The following is a 15,631-nucleotide window of genomic DNA, read 5'->3' as shown; positions in this document are numbered from 1 at the left end:
TCCCCGGCGGGGAGAGCGATGCGAGATACTAGACCATGCTGCACTTCGAACTCGTCACGCCCGAAAAGCTCCTCCGCTCGGAGGAGGTGCATATGGTGGTCGTTCCCGGCACCGAGGGCGATTTCGGCGTGCTGGAGGGCCATGCGCCCTTCATGTCGACCATCCGCGACGGCGCGATCCAGGTGTACCGCACCGACAAGGGCGAGCCGGAATCGATCCAGATCCGCGGCGGCTTCGCCGAGGTGGGGCCGAAGGGCCTGACCGTGCTGGCGGAGCATGCGGGGTAAGGTTTTCCTTACCGGGGTTTTGAAACGGTCGTGGCGAGAGCTGCGGCCGTTTTCGTTTGTGGTGAGGGGCGGGGCGTGGCCTTCGACTTCGCTCAGGCGGAACGGAGCCTGGGGCATGACGGCCAATCCCAACCCCCGTTCAGCCTGAGCGAAGTCGAAGGCCACGGGAAAAGCTTTGTTTCAAACAGAAATACAAAGAAGATTCTGGTTCGCGCGGAGGCGCGGAGAGCGCGGAGGTGTCTCGCCCATTGCATCTACGGCCCGCCACAATCGGCCAGCGATGACAGGGCGGCAGTGCCGCCAGTACGACACCTCTGCGTCCTCTGCGCCTCCGCGCGAACAAACCTTCTTAAATCGTCGGGTCAGAGAAAGCTGTACGGGTCCACATCGACCGCGACGCGAACCTTGGCGGACCATTCCAGCCCGCCCAGCCACTCGCGGATCACATCCTGCACCGCCAGCGCGCGCCGGGCGTGGACCAGCAACCGATACCGATGCCGCCCGCGCAGCATCGCCAACGGCGCGGGGGCGGGGCCGAAGACATGCATCCCCTCAACCTTGGGAGCAGCGCGTGCGATCATCCCGGCGGCCGATTGTGCCGCGCCTTGATCCTCCGACGAGACGATGATCGCGGCATAGCGCCCGAAGGGCGGGGCATCGGCGTCCCGCCGGGCCTCGGTCTCTGCTGTGTAAAAGGCCTCGGCATCGCCCGTCACCAGCGCCTGCATCACCTGCGCCTTCGGGCTGTGAGTCTGGATGAAGACGTGGCCCGGCTTGGCGCCGCGTCCCGCGCGACCCGATACCTGGCGGATCTGCTGGAAGGTGCGTTCCGCCGCGCGCAGGTCGCCGCCGTCGAGGCCCAGATCAGCGTCGATCACGCCCACCAGGGTCAGATTGGGGAAGTGATAGCCCTTGGTGATCAACTGCGTGCCGACGACGATGTCGATATCGCCCGCCTCCATCCGCCCGACAAACTCCGCCGCCTTGGCGGGGGACCAGATGGTGTCGGAGGTGACGACCGCGATCTTGGCCTCCGGGAACAGTGCGGTCGCCTCGTCCGCGATCCGCTCGACGCCGGGGCCGCAGGCGACCAGCGAATCCTCGCCGCCGCATTCGGGACAGGCGCGGGGAGTGGGCATGACATGGCCGCAATGATGGCAGGCGAGCCGCCGGACCAGCCGATGCTCGACCATCCAGGCGGTGCAGTTGGGGCATTGGAACCGGTGCCCGCAGGTCCGGCACAGGGTCAGCGGGGCATAGCCGCGCCGGTTGAGATAGAGCAGTGACTGTTCGCGCTTCTCCAGCACCTCCTTCATCGCGGCGACCAGCTTGGGTGCGATCCAGCGGCCGCGCTCGGGCGGGTCCTGGATCAGGTCGATCGCCTCGATCGTCGGCATCTGCGCCGGGCCGAAGCGACCGGGCAGTTTCACTTCAGTATAGCGGCCCAGCGCGACCTGTTGCCGCGTCTCGATCGCGGGAGTGGCGGAGGCGAGGATGACCGGGCAGGGCTCGAACTTGCCGCGCATTACCGCCACGTCGCGCGCATGGTAATGGACGCCGTCTTCCTGCTTGAAGCTGGTTTCGTGTGCCTCGTCGACGACGATCAGGCCGAGATTGCGATAGGGCAGGAACAGCGCCGAGCGCGCGCCGACCGTGACCAGGCCCTGTCCACTGGCGATGGCCCGCCACGCCCGCCGCCGCTGTGACGAACGCAGTCCCGAATGCCACGCCACCGGCTCGCAGCCGAAGCGGTCGTGGAATCGCTTGAGGAACGGCTCGGTCAGCGCAATTTCGGGGAGGAGGACCAGAACCTGCCGCCCTTCGGCAACCGCTTGCGCCACCGCCTCGAAATAGACCTCGGTCTTGCCCGAACCGGTGACGCCGTCGAGCAGTACCGGCTGGAACGCATGCGCCGCCACGCCCGCGACGAGCGTGTCGGCCGCCGCGCGCTGGTCCTCCGAAAGCTCGGGGCGGTGATGGTCGGGATCGGGCAGCGGGAAGGGGCTGTCGATATCGACCTCCACCCCCTCGATGGCGCCGTTCTTGACGAGGCCCCGGATCACCGCGTCGGAGACGTCCGCCATCGTTGCCAGTTCGCGGATCAGGCCCTGCCGATCACCGATCCGCTCCAGCGCCTGGGCACGCTGCGGGGTCAGGCGGTCGGGGACATGGCCGGTGACGCGGTACTCGGTGACGGTCCGCGCGCCCTCCAGTGCGGAGGTGGAGGACAGCGCCATTCGCACGACCGCAGCGGGCGGGGCGAGATAATAATCCGCCGTCCACTCGATCAGTCGGCGCAGCGGATCGGGCAGGGGCGGCGCGTCCGCCACACCCAGCAGCGGGCGCAGGCGATTGTCGCCGACCTCGGCATCCGACGGCATCCGTTCCGGCTCCCAGACCACGCCCAGCAGCTGGCGGGGCCCGAGCGGTGCGACGACGATCGACCCCGGCTCGACCGTCATGCCTTGCGGCACGCGATAGTCGAGAGGGCCGAGCGCGGAGTTCAGGACGAGGACGCGGGCGCGCGAAGACATGCACCCGCTATATGGGGCCATGGGCGGGTGAGGGAAGGGCCGAGCCTCGTTGACTCGCCTTGCTATCCGGCGCGGCGCCGGTCGCCCTGCCGCCGGTCGCCCCGCCGCCGCTCGCCCACCCGGTCGCGCTTGGCGGCGTATAGGCGCGTGTCGGCATGGTGCATGAAGTCGCGGATCGTCCGGCAATCCTCGGGGCGCAGCGTGACGCATACCGTGCCCGCGCAACTCATGGTCAGGTCGTTCGCCGTGATAGAGATGGTCAGCAGCGTCTCTAGCCGAGCGCGCAGCGATTCGGGTTGGGCGAGCAAGACGGGATCACGGACAATCACCCCGAACTCGTCGCCGCCCAACCGCGCGACGAAACAGGCGTGCAGCCAGTCGGTGCGCAGCCGCGTGCCGACCATGCGCAACACCTCGTCCCCGGCGGGGTGACCCAGCGTGTCGTTGATCAGCTTGAACCCGTCCAGGTCGATCAGCACCAGCCCGAGCGGCTGATCCGTGGCACTGGCCTCCCTGATGGCGGCTTCCAGCGTCCGGTCGAACGCGGCGCGATTGGCCAGCAGGGTCAGCGCGTCGGTATCCGCATTACGGCGTAGCTGGACCTCAAGAGCGTGGCGCTCGGTCACGTCCTGGAACATGCCGACCAGGCCGTGGGGCCGTCCGTTCTGCATCTCGCGCTCGCCCATCACCCGGACACGGCGCTGGCGACCCAGTGCGGTGACGAAGTCCAGTTCGATGTCGAACGGATCGCCCAGACGGGCGGTGGCCTCGATCGTCGAGCGCAATATGTCGCGCGATGTGGGGGGGTAATAGCTCAGTCCCTGCTCGACCGTCACCGGCCGCCCCGGGGGGAGTTCGTGGATGCGATAGACGCCGTCGGACCATGTCGCCTGACCGTCGGACAGCCGGATGCGCCACGATCCGATCAGGGCCAGCCGCTCGACCTGTCGCACGGTCCGTTCCTTGCCGCGCAGGTCCTCGGCCTGGCGTTCGCTCAGTTCGGCCATGGCGGTGGCGCGCCTGGCGACGGCGCGCGCGGCGATCAGCGCTTCGGCCAACCGGGCAAGATGGCGCAGCGTTCGCTCGCCCGCAGGGCTCAGCGAGCGGGGGGTGGCATCCATGACGCAGAGCGAACCGATGGCCTGGGGCGACCCATCCAGTGCCGGCACGCGGATCGGCATGCCCGCATAGAAGCGCGTCCCGGCCTCGCCGGTGACGAAGGGATTGACGGCGAAGCGCGGATCGCTGGTCAGGTCGGGCACGATCATCAGGTCGGGCGACCGGATCGTCTGGTCGCAAAAGGCGACGCTGCGCGGCATCTGGCTGGGCAGCGGACCGACCGACGACTTCACCCAGAAACGATCGCGATCGGCCAGCGTCAGCGCGGCGACCGGGCAATCCAGCATGTCCGCCGCCAGCGATACCAGCGCATCGAACTCCGCCTCCGGCTCGCTGTCGAGCAGGGCATGCGCTTGAAGCGTGGCGAGACGCCGCTCCTCGGCGGACGAAGCATCGAGGGGGATGGGGGCGGTCAACATGATGGCGGGATCATAAATTAAAGGATTATCAAAGGTTTAAACATGATTGAGGTTTTGGTGCGGAATTCGGTCCGGTTGCGGATGTGCGGCACGCCGCCCTTGCTCCGCCGATGCCGCGAATGACGCATTTGTCACATTATGGTCACGCCGGGGTATCCCGATCCGATGTAGCGAAAAGCCAAGCAGTTCAACGAGCTCGGCGCCCGACACTCCCGGGGGTGCCGTCGGGGCCGGCGGAGAGCGCACTTTCCGCCGGCCTTTCCCTGAACCGATATCGGGCCTAGTCATCCGCGGGCGGACGGCGTGGACGGGATCGGGACGATGGGCTCGAACATGCCGAACGACGTCGTTGGAGCGAAGATCGCCCTATGCCGGAGCAGACGAACCGATGAGCCGCAAGATCCTGATCGTCGAAGACGATGCGTCCACCGCCGCCTATGTCGCCAAGGGACTGGCCGAGGCGGGCTATGCCGTCGAACAGTGCGGGGACGGGCGCGACGGGCTGTTCCTAGCGAGCGAGGGCATATTCGACCTGATCATCGCCGACCGGATGCTGCCGCGCCTGGACGGGCTGGCGATGGTCAGCGCGATCCGCGCGGCGGGGATCGCCACGCCCGTGCTGATCCTGTCGGCTCTTGCCACGGTCGATGACCGGGTCGATGGTTTGAAGGCGGGTGCGGACGATTATCTGTGCAAGCCCTTCTCGTTTGCCGAATTGTCGGCACGGATCGAGGCGCTGGTGCGCCGGTCTGACCGCGCGGCGTCGGAGCCGACGCGGACCAAGCTGCATGTCGGCGATCTGGAGATCGACCTGCTGGCCCGCACCGTCACCCGGGCGGGCAAGATCATCCCGGTCGGCGCGCGCGAATTCAATCTGCTGGAGTTCCTGGCGCGTCATGCGGGGCAGGTCGTCACCCGCACCATGATGCTGGAGAAGATCTGGAACTATCATTTCGACCCCGGCTCCAACGTGGTCGACGTCCATATCGGGCGGCTCCGGCGCAAGCTTGAGGAAGGATTCGGCACGCCGATCCTGCACACCGTGCGCGGCGCAGGTTACAGGCTGGCCGTGGAAGGGTGAAGTTGCGGCTGACGATCTCGGCGCGGATCGCGCTGCTGTCGATCATATTGGCGCTGGTGTCCAATCTGGCACTGGTCGGGTTCATCTGGAAACAGACCAGCGCCGATGCGGTGGCGGCGCTCCACCGCGAGATCGTCGAACAGGCCGACGCCCTTCGCGCCGTGTGGCGGACGGGCGCCTTGCCCGCGCTGGCCGATGCGATCACCCAGGCGCGCGAGCCGGGAGACGTCTCGCTGGTGCTCGCCATCTTCGATACCCAGGGGCATCGGATCGCGGGCTATGCGCCGCGTCACCTGGCCGTGCCGTTGGCCGATACGCCGTTCCGCATCGCCGTGCTGGGGCGCGACGGCGTGTGGGCGTCGCGCGAGGCGGGCTATACGCTTCACCCCATCGGCAATGACTGGCTGCTGGTCGGCCGCCCGCTCGATCTGATCGAGGCGCAGCAGGTCGCGATCGAGCGCGCCCTGGCGCTGGCGGTCTTCCTGTCGCTGATGCTGGGGGTGGGGACAGGGTTGGTCCTGGCGCGCTATGTGTCGGGGCGGCTCAATGCCATCGTGTCGGTCATGGATGCGGCGGGCGAGGGCGACCTGTCGCGGCGGGTGTCGCTGGTCCGGGGCGGCAACAGCGATGGCGATGCGTTCGACCGACTGGCGCTGCGGCTGAATGCGATGCTGGGCAAGATCGAGCAGTTGATGGCCGAACTCCGCGTCGTCACCGACAGCCTGGCGCACGACTTGCGCTCGCCCCTGGCGCGGTTGCGGACCAAGACCGAACAGGCGGTGCTGATCGCCGACCCGGCGCAGCGCGAGGCGGCGCTGGGCGGATTGCTGGTCGAAACCGACCTCATCATGCGGATGCTGACCATGGTGATCGAGATCAGCCGGTCGGAGTCGGTGACACGCGACCGCTTCACCATGGCCGCCCCCGCCGAGATGGTCGAGGAAATCGGCGAACTCTATGCCCCCGTGATCGAGGATGCGGGCCTGCGCTTCCTGATCGCGGTCGAGGATCGCCCCGCGCCGCTGCCCCTGCATCGCGAACTGATGAGCCAGGCGCTATCCAACCTGATCGACAATGCCCTGAAGCATGGCGCGTCAGGCGGGCAGGTCGGGTTGCGGCTCTATCAGGGCCATGACGGCATCGTCTTTCAGGTCGAGGATCATGGTCCGGGCATTGCCGAGGCGGACCGGGCACAGGCGCTCAAGCGGTTCGGCCGACTCGATACCGCGCGCACCACGCCCGGCGCGGGACTGGGCATGGCGCTGATCGAAGCGGTGGCGCGGCTGCATGGCGGGCGATTCGAACTGGCGGACAACGCACCGGGCCTGATTGCCCGGTTGATCATTCCGTAACGCGTTCTTTTCCCCTTTGCAGGGGCGGAGGGGCACAGGGGTTGCCCCCTTGTCCTGGCGCACTAAACCCAGGCGATGGATTCGCTGTCGCTGTTCGGCCTTGCCGCCGTGTCGTTCACGCTCCTCTGCTATGCGATGGAGGCGGGATCGCATTGGTGGACCTTCGGCTTCGTGCTGGGATGCATTGCGGGCTCCGCTTATGGTTTTCTCCAGGGCGCCTGGCCGTTCGGCGTGGTGGAGATCGTCTGGGCGATCGTGTCGTTCCGCCGCTGGCTGACACTGCGCCGGGTTCAATCGACGCAGTTTCGGGAACCGATCGCTTGACAGAGGGTTGCGCGGGGCCTAACTGACCGTCCTTCCACCACTCCCGGTTGAACGACGCGCGATTTGCGGGCGTCGCGCTTCCGCGTGGCGGAACCATCGCGTTGAGATGGAGCATGTGCGGCCATGCCATGCTTCGTGGAGCTAGGAGAACAAGTTTCATGGCACGTATCGCGGGTGTCAACCTCCCGACCAACAAGCGCGTTCTGATCGCGCTGACCTATATCCATGGCATCGGTCCGGCCAAGGCGAAGCAGATCGCCGAAAAGCTGAACATCGCCGCCGATCGTCGCGTCCAGGACCTGTCGGATCAGGAAGTGCTCCAGATCCGCGAGACCATCGACGCCGATCACACGGTGGAAGGCGACCTGCGTCGCGAGACCGCGATGAACATCAAGCGCCTGATGGACCTGGCCTGCTATCGCGGCCTGCGTCACCGCAAGGGCCTGCCGGTCCGCGGCCAGCGCACGCACACCAATGCGCGCACCCGCAAGGGCAAGGCGAAGCCGATCGCAGGCAAGAAGAAGTAATTCGTCCCTAGGGCGAATTACTCCGCCGGAGGCAGGCTTGTGGCTGACCGCCCGCCGCTCTCCGCATCAGGATACTAGGTCAGGACTTTCATTCAATGGCACGTGAACCGCAGCGCATTCGCCGTCGCGAGCGCAAGAACATCACCGCCGGCGTCGCTCATGTGAACGCCAGCTTCAACAACACCATGATCACCATCACCGACGCGCAGGGCAACGCCATTTCGTGGTCGTCGGCCGGCATGATGGGCTTCAAGGGCTCGCGCAAGTCGACCCCGTATGCGGCGCAGGTCGCAGCGGAAGACGCGGGCAAGAAGGCCGCCGAGCATGGCGTCCGCACCCTGGAAGTCGAAGTGAAGGGCCCGGGTTCGGGCCGCGAGTCGGCGCTGCGCGCGCTGCAGGCGGTCGGTTTCCAGATCACCTCGATCCGTGACGTGACCTCGATCCCGCACAACGGCGTGCGGCCTTCCAAGCGTCGCCGCGTCTGATGCTTCCCATGGCCGGCTGACGAGTCGGCCATGCCTCTCTCCACGGCTGGAACCGTCCCCGTTCCGGCCCATAACTCAGGGGAACCACGTGTCTGTCAACGCAAAGAACTGGCAGGAACTGAAGAAGCCCAACGCGCTCGAAAAGAAGGGCGGCGATGGCAAGCGGAAGGCGACGTTCGTTGCCGAACCGCTGGAGCGTGGCTTCGGCCTGACGCTGGGCAACGCGCTTCGCCGCGTTCTCCTGTCGTCGCTCCAGGGCGCGGCGGTCACCTCGATCAAGATCGAGAACGTGCTGCATGAGTTCTCGTCGCTGGCCGGTGTGCGTGAAGACGTCACCGACATCGTCCTGAACGTCAAGCAGCTCGCCATCCGCATGCAGGGCGAAGGTCCCAAGCGGCTCCAGCTGTCGGCGACCGGTCCCACCACCGTCAAGGCGGGCGACATCGCCGTGTCGGGCGACATCGAGGTCATGAACAAGGACCTGGTGATCTGCCATCTCGACGAAGGCGCGACGTTCAACATGGAACTGACCGCCGACATCGGGAAGGGCTATGTCCCCGCCGCGTCCAACCGTCCGGCCGATGCGCCGATCGGTCTGATCCCGGTCGATGCGCTGTATTCGCCGGTTCGCCAGGTGTCGTACAAGGTCGACCCGACCCGCGTCGGTCAGGATCTGGACTATGACAAGCTGACGCTTTCGGTCGAAACCGACGGCACCGTCACCCCGGAAGACGCCGTGGCCTATGCCGCGCGCATCCTCCAGGATCAGCTGGCGCTGTTCGTGCACTTCGACGACTCGGCGCTCACTCGCGCGGCCGCCGTGGGCCAGGCGGCGATCCCCGCCGCCGGTGGCGAGCCGCAGAGCGACGCGCAGCAGATCAACCGTTACCTTCTCAAGAAGGTCGACGAGCTGGAACTGTCGGTGCGTTCGGCGAACTGCCTCAAGAACGACAACATCATCTATATCGGCGATCTGGTCGGCAAGACCGAAGCCGAGATGCTGCGCACTCCGAATTTTGGCCGCAAGTCGCTGAACGAGATCAAGGAAGTGCTGTCGTCCATGGGTCTGCGCCTGGGCATGGAAATCCCCGGCTGGCCGCCCGAGAATATCGAGGAAATGGCCAAGAAGCTGGAACAGGAGATCATGGGCTAAGCCGCACGCGGATAGCGTCGCTATCCGCGAGACGGCGAAAGCCCGGCCGGCGGGTCGCCCCTTGGGCGACCCGTTCGACGTCAGGATCGCGGCTTCGCCGTGATCCTCCCCGGCCTCTCCAGCAGCTTTGCTGACCCGCTTTCCGGTGAAGGCCGGAGAGTTACAAGATAGGCGAAGGTGACGGCCTCAATGGTCACCAGGTCTGGGGTACCGTGAAACGGCCCCTTAACGAACGAAGGAATACCCCATGCGTCATCGCGTCGGCGGCCGTAAGCTGCAGCGTACCTCGGCTCATCGTATCGCGCTCTTCCGCAACATGGCGGCAGCGCTGATCAAGCACGAGCAGATCACCACCACCGTCGCCAAGGCGAAGGAACTGCGTCCCTATGTCGAAAAGCTGGTGACGCTGGCCAAGAAGGGCGGTCTCTCGAACCGTCGTCTGGCCCATGCCCGTCTGCTCGACGATGCGCAGCTGGTGAAGCTGTTCGACGTTCTGGCGTCGCGCTATGCGGACCGCAACGGTGGCTATACCCGCATCATCAAGGCCGGCATCCGCGCGTCGGACGCTTCGCCGATGGCGATCATCGAGTTCGTCGACCGCGACGTCTCGGCGAAGGGCCAGGATTCGGGTCCGGTCATGACCGAGGAAGATTTCGACGAAGCCGCGTAATCCGCAGCCTCGAAGACCTTCGAAAAGAGGGCCGTCCCAGCGATGGGGCGGCCCTTTTTCGTGTCCGCGATTTCACCTATGTTCCGCTTGGCGAAAGCCGGAACGAATGACGTTACGGAAGCGAACCAAGGGAGGTGGGGAATGCATCGCATGACGGTCGGCTGGATCCTGACGGTTTCGATGCTCCCTCTGCCGCTTGCGGCGCAGACCGAGCCGTCCGCGCCCGCCACGTCTACGCAGGTCGTGCCGGCCGTGCCGTTCATTCCCTCCGATCGCGAACGGCAATGGCAGAGCCCGGAGCAACGCAAGCAGGCGAACGCCATCGCCGGAGGTTTCGTTGCGGGCGCGCTGCTGACCACGGCCGTGACGCTGATCGCAGGCAAGACGTCGACGCCCGATCATGATTCCGGCGTCATAGATGTCTCCCGCCCGGTTCGTGCCGTCGAAACGCCGTCGCCCTATCGCGCGGAAACGGACGATGAAGCGGCGGTCCATGCGTGCGCCAAGGCGGCCGAGGGCGAAGGGCGCCGCAGCTTCGCGTTGGCCCAGGTCGGGCAGGTCCGCTCGGCCCTTCCGCTGGGCAATGGCTATGACGTGCAGGGTGATGTTTTGCTGCGCACCAGTTACCGCGAGGCGGGCGAGAGCCGCCCCTTCCGCTGCCGTGTCGATGCTCAGGCGGTGCGGATGGTCGCGATCGATGGGATTCAAACCGTCCCGACCCGGTAGCATTTTCCGAAAGACATCGCTATCGGACCGCCATGGAGCACCCCGACAGCATCCTCATCGTCGATTTCGGCAGCCAAGTCACCCAGCTCATCGCGCGGCGCGTGCGCGAAGCGGGGGTTTATAGCGAAGTCGTTCCCTTCCAATCGGCCGAAGCGGCGTTCGCCCGGATCAAGCCCGCCGGCATCATCCTGTCCGGTGGCCCCGCCTCCGTGGTCGATGCCGAGTCTCCCCGCATCCCGCAGGCGATCCTAGACAGCGGCCTGCCGATGCTCGGCATCTGCTATGGCCAGCAGGCGCTGACCCAGCAGCTCGGCGGCAAGGTCGAGAAGGGCGACAGCGGCGAGTTCGGCGAGGCGTTCATCACCATCGAGGGCGAATGCGCGCTGTTCGACGGGCTGTGGAGCCAGGGCGAGCGCCATCAGGTGTGGATGAGCCATGGCGACAAGGTGACGGCACTGGCGCCGGGCTTCCGTGTCGTCGCGACCAGCCCGGGCGCTCCCAATGCCATCATCGCCGACGATGCCCGCCGCATCTATGCGATGCAGTTCCATCCGGAGGTCGTCCACACTCCCGATGGCGCGAAGCTGATCGCCAATTTCGCGCGGCACGTCGTCGGCCTGTCGGGCGACTGGACGATGGCCGAATTCCGTTCGGCCAAGATCGCCGAAATTCGTGAACAGGTGGGCAGCGGTCGGGTGATTTGCGGCCTGTCGGGCGGAGTCGACTCGTCGGTCGCGGCGCTGTTGATCCACGAGGCGATCGGCGATCAGCTGACCTGCGTCTTCGTCGATGGCGGCATTCTGCGCCAGGGCGAGGCCGAGCAGGTCGTCAGCCTGTTCCGGGGCCATTACAACATTCCGCTGGTCCATGTGGATGCGCAGGACCTGTTCATGGACGGGCTGGCGGGCGTCACCGATCCGGAAGCCAAGCGAAAGTTCATCGGCAAGACCTTCATCGACGTGTTCGAGGCGGAGGCCAAGAAGATCGGCGGTGCCGAATTCCTGGCGCAGGGCACGCTGTACCCGGACGTGATCGAGAGCGTCAGCTTCACCGGCGGCCCGTCCGTTACGATCAAGAGCCACCATAATGTCGGTGGCCTGCCCGAACGCATGAACATGAAGCTGGTCGAACCGCTTCGCGAGCTGTTCAAGGACGAGGTCCGCGTGCTAGGTCGCGAATTGGGGCTTCCGGACGTATTCGTCGGTCGCCATCCATTCCCCGGACCCGGCCTCGCCATCCGTATCCCCGGCGAAGTGACGCGCGAACGCTGCGACATCCTGCGCAAGGCGGATGCGATCTATCTCGAGGAAATCCGCAACGCAGGGCTGTACGACGCCATTTGGCAGGCCTTCGCGGTGCTGCTGCCGGTTCGGTCGGTCGGCGTGATGGGCGACGGGCGGACCTACGACTCGGTGCTGGCGCTGCGCGCGGTGACGTCGGTCGACGGCATGACCGCGCAGGCGTTCGACTTTCCCGGCGACTTCCTGCCGCGCGTAACGACCCGGATCATCAATGAGGTGAAGGGCATCAACCGCGTCGTCTATGACTATACCAGCAAGCCGCCCGGCACGATCGAATGGGAGTGACGGGATAGGCTTGCCGGTCCGAACGGTAAGACGGGCAGGGGTCTGTGGCGCATGCGTGCCACAGACCCTTTTCCTTTAGATCAGCAGGTGGATGTCGTCGAACGACAATGACGGCAGGCCCTGAAAGGTGCCGTAGACGTCTTCCACGGTATAGGTCAGGCTATCGATCTTCCCGAAGCTTGAAAGGGAGACATGTTGCTGGCCAGAGATGCTCGCGACGTCGATCACGACCGTTTTCTGGCCGACAATGCGTCCGTCATTATGTCCGGTAAACGTTACGCGCGCGACGGCATCCGGTGAATCGCCAGTCGCAACAATCATGTCGGACACGATGAAATCGACATTATGGTCCGACGAGAAGCCGAGGCCCCAGGGGTCGGCCTGCCAATAGCGATTGCCGCTCTCCGACCCGATCATCATCGTGTCGCCGTCATAAACGGTGTTGAAGTGAATGACGTCCAGGCTGGGGCGGTGGTCGAAATCATAGACGACCTCGCGGGTCTGACTGCCGACATTCCCAAACCCGACGTCCATCGTCAGATAGGCGAAGTCGGTCTTCCCCGCCTTGTCGGAGATTTTGTACGGAATGGATTCCGTCAGCACCGTGCCCTGGGGCGTGGAGGCCTTCACACCGGCATCGAGGTCATAGGTGAAGCGACCATCCGCCCAAATATGGAAGGTGCCATATGTCCCCTGAACATCGGTGACCGGCGGCCCCTTCTTTTCTCCAATCCTTACCCCGCCGAAAAAGCGGAGCGCCAATCCCCCTTCGTCTCCGCTTCGGTCGTTGCCCAGAAGATTACCCGAAATGGAGCCATTCGATCCGAACTTGAAGTAATCGTCCTTGGCAAAAAGATCATCGCCATATTGATCGTCGTGACGCGTCATGATTGGCATACTCCCCTGTATTGATCGAAATCATCATATGGCAGGGGTAAGGGTAATCAACGGACGATCGTACCAACCTATGTATTGTTCATCGTCGAATAGACGTTTCTCGGCCCTCAAAACCGTCCTTCGAAGCTCAGGCCCAGAATACGGGGATCGGACAGCGTGCCGCGTATGCGACCGTCAAAGTCCGTGAAGAAGGACGTCGGCTGCTGGCGGTCGAAGATGTTGCTGGCGATCAGGAAGGCGCCGAAATGCTCGCCTTGCCAACCCAGCTTGGCATTGACCAGCGTCAGGGGGCGGACGTCGCGAACACTCTGTCTGACCGTATCCTGGAAGAAGGCATCGCGATAGGTTGCGTTGACATTGGCCACCAGGCCCGCCTTGTCATGCCAGGTCGCGCCTACGGAAGCGGTCCAGTGCGGCGCATTGGCGAACTCATTGCCACCCGCCGATCGCGCTTCGGTACCGAAGGGCAGGGTGAATTCGAGGAATTTGGACCGGCTGTGGCCGACCCCCGCATAGACGTCCAGCGACGGCGTCGGCCGCCCGCGCAATTCCACCTCGAAGCCATAGAGGCGGGACTTGCCGGCATTGACGACCTGCGTGTCGAATACCGCGCCTGGGGTCAGCTGTACGCCCACCTGCTGGTCCCGCCAGTCGATATAATAGGCATTGGCGTTGAAGATCAGCTTGCGATCCAGCCATTCGGACCGCAGCGCCAGTTCGTAATTCCAGGTATATTCGGGCGAATAGGTGAAGGCCTGCGCCCGCTGCTGGTTGATCCCGGCACCGCCCGCGCGGTAGCCGCGCTGTACCGTCGCGCTCAGCCCGACATTGGGCGCGAGGTCCCAGGTCAGGCCCAGCTTGGGCAGCCACGCGTCATAGGTGATGGCGCGCGTCGGCTCGACGCTGTTGGCACCGGCGGCCGTCGCCAACAGCAAGGCGTTCAGCCGGGTCACGATCGGGGCCAGCGCCGCCACGGGCAGCCTGGCGGGATCGGGCAGGCTGCCGTTCAGCGTCACCGACTGGGTCGCGCCGCGCAACTGCCGCTCATTGTCGTAGCGCAGCCCCGCACGCAGGCTGAGCCGCCCGGTCAGGGGGAAGGTCAGGTCGGTGAAGGCGGCCAGATTGCGGGTAAGGCGCGGTTGGGTGAGGCGGTTTTTGATCGGAACGACGCCGCCATAAAGCCCCAGCACCGTATCGACCATGGGCTGCGACAGGCCCAGCGCCAGCAACTGGCGATCGACGCCCAGTCGTGTCAGATTCAGGGTCTGCGTGGCTTCGAACAGATAGTCGCGATTGTCCTCGCGCAGATAATAGGCACCGATCAGGCCGCGAACCCAGGGCAGGTCGATGCCGAGCCGAATTTCCTGCTGCACCGTCCTGGCGGGATCGCGGGTCAGGCTGAGCTGACCCGGTGTGGCATTGCGGTCGGGGTCGGCGATATAGTCGGCGCGGATATCGGAGACGTTGGTGACGGAGCTCAGGTCGAACCCGCCGCCCAGCGTGTAATGGGCCTCCAGCGTCGCGATGTCGCTGACGATCTGGGTGTCGGTCGCCACATCCTCGGTCACGATTCGATCGGTTGGCGAATAGGGGGCGTCGAATTCATAGGCATAGACGCCGCGTTCGTGCCGGTCATGGACATAGGTCGCGATGACCCGCAGGCCCGGCACGGCGTCCGGGGTGAAGAGCAGCTTGCCCCGCAGCGTTTCCGACCGGCGCGGATCGGCGTCGCGGTGGAGCGTGCGGTTGTAGACCAGTCCGTCGGAACGCGCGATCTCACCCGCGATGCGAAAGGCGATCTGATCGCCGAGCAGGGGGCCGCCGATGGCCGCCGCCGCCCGGCGCTGGCCATCCGGGCCGGTCAGCATCACCCGCGCCTTGCCGCTCCAGTCATAGCCGGGATCGGTCGTCCGCACGATCACCGCCCCCGCCAGGGCATTGCGGCCCTGTACGGTCGATTGCGGGCCGCGAAACACCTCTACCTGGGCGATGTCGTACAGATCGAGCGGCCCGGTATTGAGCGCCGCGCGGGGCAGGACCGCGCCATCGACATAGACGCTGGCCAGCGCGCCGTCGCCCGCACCCGATACGTTGAACGCATCGATACCCCGGATGGTGAAGCTGGTCCGGTTCGCTGCGATCGAGACATTGGGCGTGCGCTGGAGCACATCATAGACATCCAGCAGATTCTGGTTGGCGATCGTCTCCGCGGTGGTGATCGCGACGCTGGCAGGGGTATCCCGAAGGCTTCGGTTGGCCTTCTCGCCCAGAACGAGGATGTCGTTGCTCACATCGTCGGTCGACTGCGCTGCCTGGCCGGGCGGCGTGCCCTGCGCCACCAAAGGCGACGACACAGTGCAAAGCAATATTGCAAGACTCGATCGAAACAGGCGCATTTTTCCCCCCAATGCTCGTTACGAGCGCGCGCCTAATGAAGGTGAATATGCGAGTCAAACGCATTAGCGTTCTGG

At 65.4% G+C, this 15,631-nt stretch carries 14 protein-coding genes; 10 read left to right on the top strand and 4 right to left on the bottom strand.

The window, feature by feature from the left end:
- The first annotated feature begins 35 nt into the window (after positions 1–35).
- The gene (locus tag ACWPWT_RS01415; RefSeq protein ID WP_007405041.1) at positions 36–287 is read left to right on the top strand and encodes an ATP synthase F1 subunit epsilon; all 252 of its coding nucleotides are present in this window, start codon (positions 36–38) and stop codon (positions 285–287) included.
- A gap of 362 nt (positions 288–649) precedes the next feature.
- On the opposite strand, the gene ACWPWT_RS01410 is transcribed toward ACWPWT_RS01415, so the two are convergent.
- Complete coding sequence (locus tag ACWPWT_RS01410; RefSeq protein ID WP_454278256.1) at positions 650–2,821, bottom strand: primosomal protein N'; 2,172 nt, start codon at positions 2,819–2,821, stop codon at positions 650–652.
- Positions 2,822–2,883: 62 nt separating this feature from the next.
- Positions 2,884–4,359 carry a diguanylate cyclase domain-containing protein gene (locus tag ACWPWT_RS01405; protein WP_454278255.1) on the bottom strand — a complete coding sequence of 492 codons (1,476 nt, stop codon included), beginning with the start codon at positions 4,357–4,359 and terminating at the stop codon, positions 2,884–2,886.
- Between the two features lie 388 nt (positions 4,360–4,747).
- Between ACWPWT_RS01405 and ACWPWT_RS01400 the strand changes: the two genes are divergently transcribed.
- From ACWPWT_RS01400 to guaA, 9 genes are all read left to right on the top strand, one after another.
- The gene (locus ACWPWT_RS01400; protein WP_261269884.1) at positions 4,748–5,440 is read left to right on the top strand and encodes a response regulator transcription factor; all 693 of its coding nucleotides are present in this window, start codon (positions 4,748–4,750) and stop codon (positions 5,438–5,440) included.
- Entirely contained in the window at positions 5,437–6,792 is a 1,356-nt protein-coding gene (locus tag ACWPWT_RS01395; protein WP_261269883.1) for a sensor histidine kinase, read from the top strand. The genes ACWPWT_RS01400 and ACWPWT_RS01395 overlap by 4 nt, the downstream gene beginning before the upstream one ends.
- Before the next feature lie 75 nt (positions 6,793–6,867).
- Entirely contained in the window at positions 6,868–7,116 is a 249-nt protein-coding gene (locus ACWPWT_RS01390) for a hypothetical protein (RefSeq protein WP_454278254.1), read from the top strand.
- Positions 7,117–7,274: 158 nt separating this feature from the next.
- Positions 7,275–7,643, top strand: coding sequence for a 30S ribosomal protein S13 (rpsM, locus tag ACWPWT_RS01385; RefSeq protein ID WP_261269881.1), 369 nt, complete (start codon positions 7,275–7,277; stop codon positions 7,641–7,643).
- 95 nt (positions 7,644–7,738) lie between these two features.
- A complete protein-coding gene (rpsK, locus tag ACWPWT_RS01380) occupies positions 7,739–8,128 on the top strand; it encodes a 30S ribosomal protein S11 (protein ID WP_007405180.1) in 390 nt (129 codons plus the stop codon).
- 88 nt (positions 8,129–8,216) lie between these two features.
- Entirely contained in the window at positions 8,217–9,281 is a 1,065-nt protein-coding gene (locus ACWPWT_RS01375; RefSeq protein WP_454278253.1) for a DNA-directed RNA polymerase subunit alpha, read from the top strand.
- A 247-nt stretch (positions 9,282–9,528) separates the two neighbouring features.
- Complete coding sequence (gene rplQ / locus ACWPWT_RS01370) at positions 9,529–9,951, top strand: 50S ribosomal protein L17 (RefSeq protein ID WP_007405047.1); 423 nt, start codon at positions 9,529–9,531, stop codon at positions 9,949–9,951.
- Positions 9,952–10,092: 141 nt separating this feature from the next.
- Positions 10,093–10,677, top strand: coding sequence for a hypothetical protein (locus ACWPWT_RS01365; protein ID WP_454278252.1), 585 nt, complete (start codon positions 10,093–10,095; stop codon positions 10,675–10,677).
- 32 nt (positions 10,678–10,709) lie between these two features.
- A complete protein-coding gene (gene guaA / locus ACWPWT_RS01360; RefSeq protein WP_261269878.1) occupies positions 10,710–12,263 on the top strand; it encodes a glutamine-hydrolyzing GMP synthase in 1,554 nt (517 codons plus the stop codon).
- Positions 12,264–12,338: 75 nt separating this feature from the next.
- On the opposite strand, the gene ACWPWT_RS01355 is transcribed toward guaA, so the two are convergent.
- Positions 12,339–13,151 carry an Ig-like domain-containing protein gene (locus ACWPWT_RS01355; protein WP_454278251.1) on the bottom strand — a complete coding sequence of 271 codons (813 nt, stop codon included), beginning with the start codon at positions 13,149–13,151 and terminating at the stop codon, positions 12,339–12,341.
- Positions 13,152–13,267: 116 nt separating this feature from the next.
- The gene (locus ACWPWT_RS01350) at positions 13,268–15,514 is read right to left on the bottom strand and encodes a TonB-dependent receptor (protein ID WP_454278250.1); all 2,247 of its coding nucleotides are present in this window, start codon (positions 15,512–15,514) and stop codon (positions 13,268–13,270) included.
- Positions 15,515–15,631 lie beyond the last annotated feature (117 nt).

This window comes from Sphingomonas sp. Marseille-Q8236 (assembly GCF_965112005.1).
Note: the sequence above shows the minus strand (reverse complement) of the source record. Positions and strands in the feature narration are given on the sequence as shown.

What these genes read in the sequence shown, in the direction of transcription:
- ACWPWT_RS01415 (WP_007405041.1), top strand. Translation starts at nt 36, where the DNA reads ATGCTGCACTTCGAACTCGTCACGCCCGAAAAGCTCCTCCGCTCGGAG.
- ACWPWT_RS01410 (WP_454278256.1), bottom strand. Translation starts at nt 2,821, where the DNA reads ATGTCTTCGCGCGCCCGCGTCCTCGTCCTGAACTCCGCGCTCGGCCCT.
- ACWPWT_RS01405 (WP_454278255.1), bottom strand. Translation starts at nt 4,359, where the DNA reads ATGTTGACCGCCCCCATCCCCCTCGATGCTTCGTCCGCCGAGGAGCGG.
- ACWPWT_RS01400 (WP_261269884.1), top strand. Translation starts at nt 4,748, where the DNA reads ATGAGCCGCAAGATCCTGATCGTCGAAGACGATGCGTCCACCGCCGCC.
- ACWPWT_RS01390 (WP_454278254.1), top strand. Translation starts at nt 6,868, where the DNA reads ATGGATTCGCTGTCGCTGTTCGGCCTTGCCGCCGTGTCGTTCACGCTC.
- rpsM (WP_261269881.1), top strand. Translation starts at nt 7,275, where the DNA reads ATGGCACGTATCGCGGGTGTCAACCTCCCGACCAACAAGCGCGTTCTG.
- rpsK (WP_007405180.1), top strand. Translation starts at nt 7,739, where the DNA reads ATGGCACGTGAACCGCAGCGCATTCGCCGTCGCGAGCGCAAGAACATC.
- rplQ (WP_007405047.1), top strand. Translation starts at nt 9,529, where the DNA reads ATGCGTCATCGCGTCGGCGGCCGTAAGCTGCAGCGTACCTCGGCTCAT.
- ACWPWT_RS01365 (WP_454278252.1), top strand. Translation starts at nt 10,093, where the DNA reads ATGCATCGCATGACGGTCGGCTGGATCCTGACGGTTTCGATGCTCCCT.
- guaA (WP_261269878.1), top strand. Translation starts at nt 10,710, where the DNA reads ATGGAGCACCCCGACAGCATCCTCATCGTCGATTTCGGCAGCCAAGTC.
- ACWPWT_RS01355 (WP_454278251.1), bottom strand. Translation starts at nt 13,151, where the DNA reads ATGACGCGTCACGACGATCAATATGGCGATGATCTTTTTGCCAAGGAC.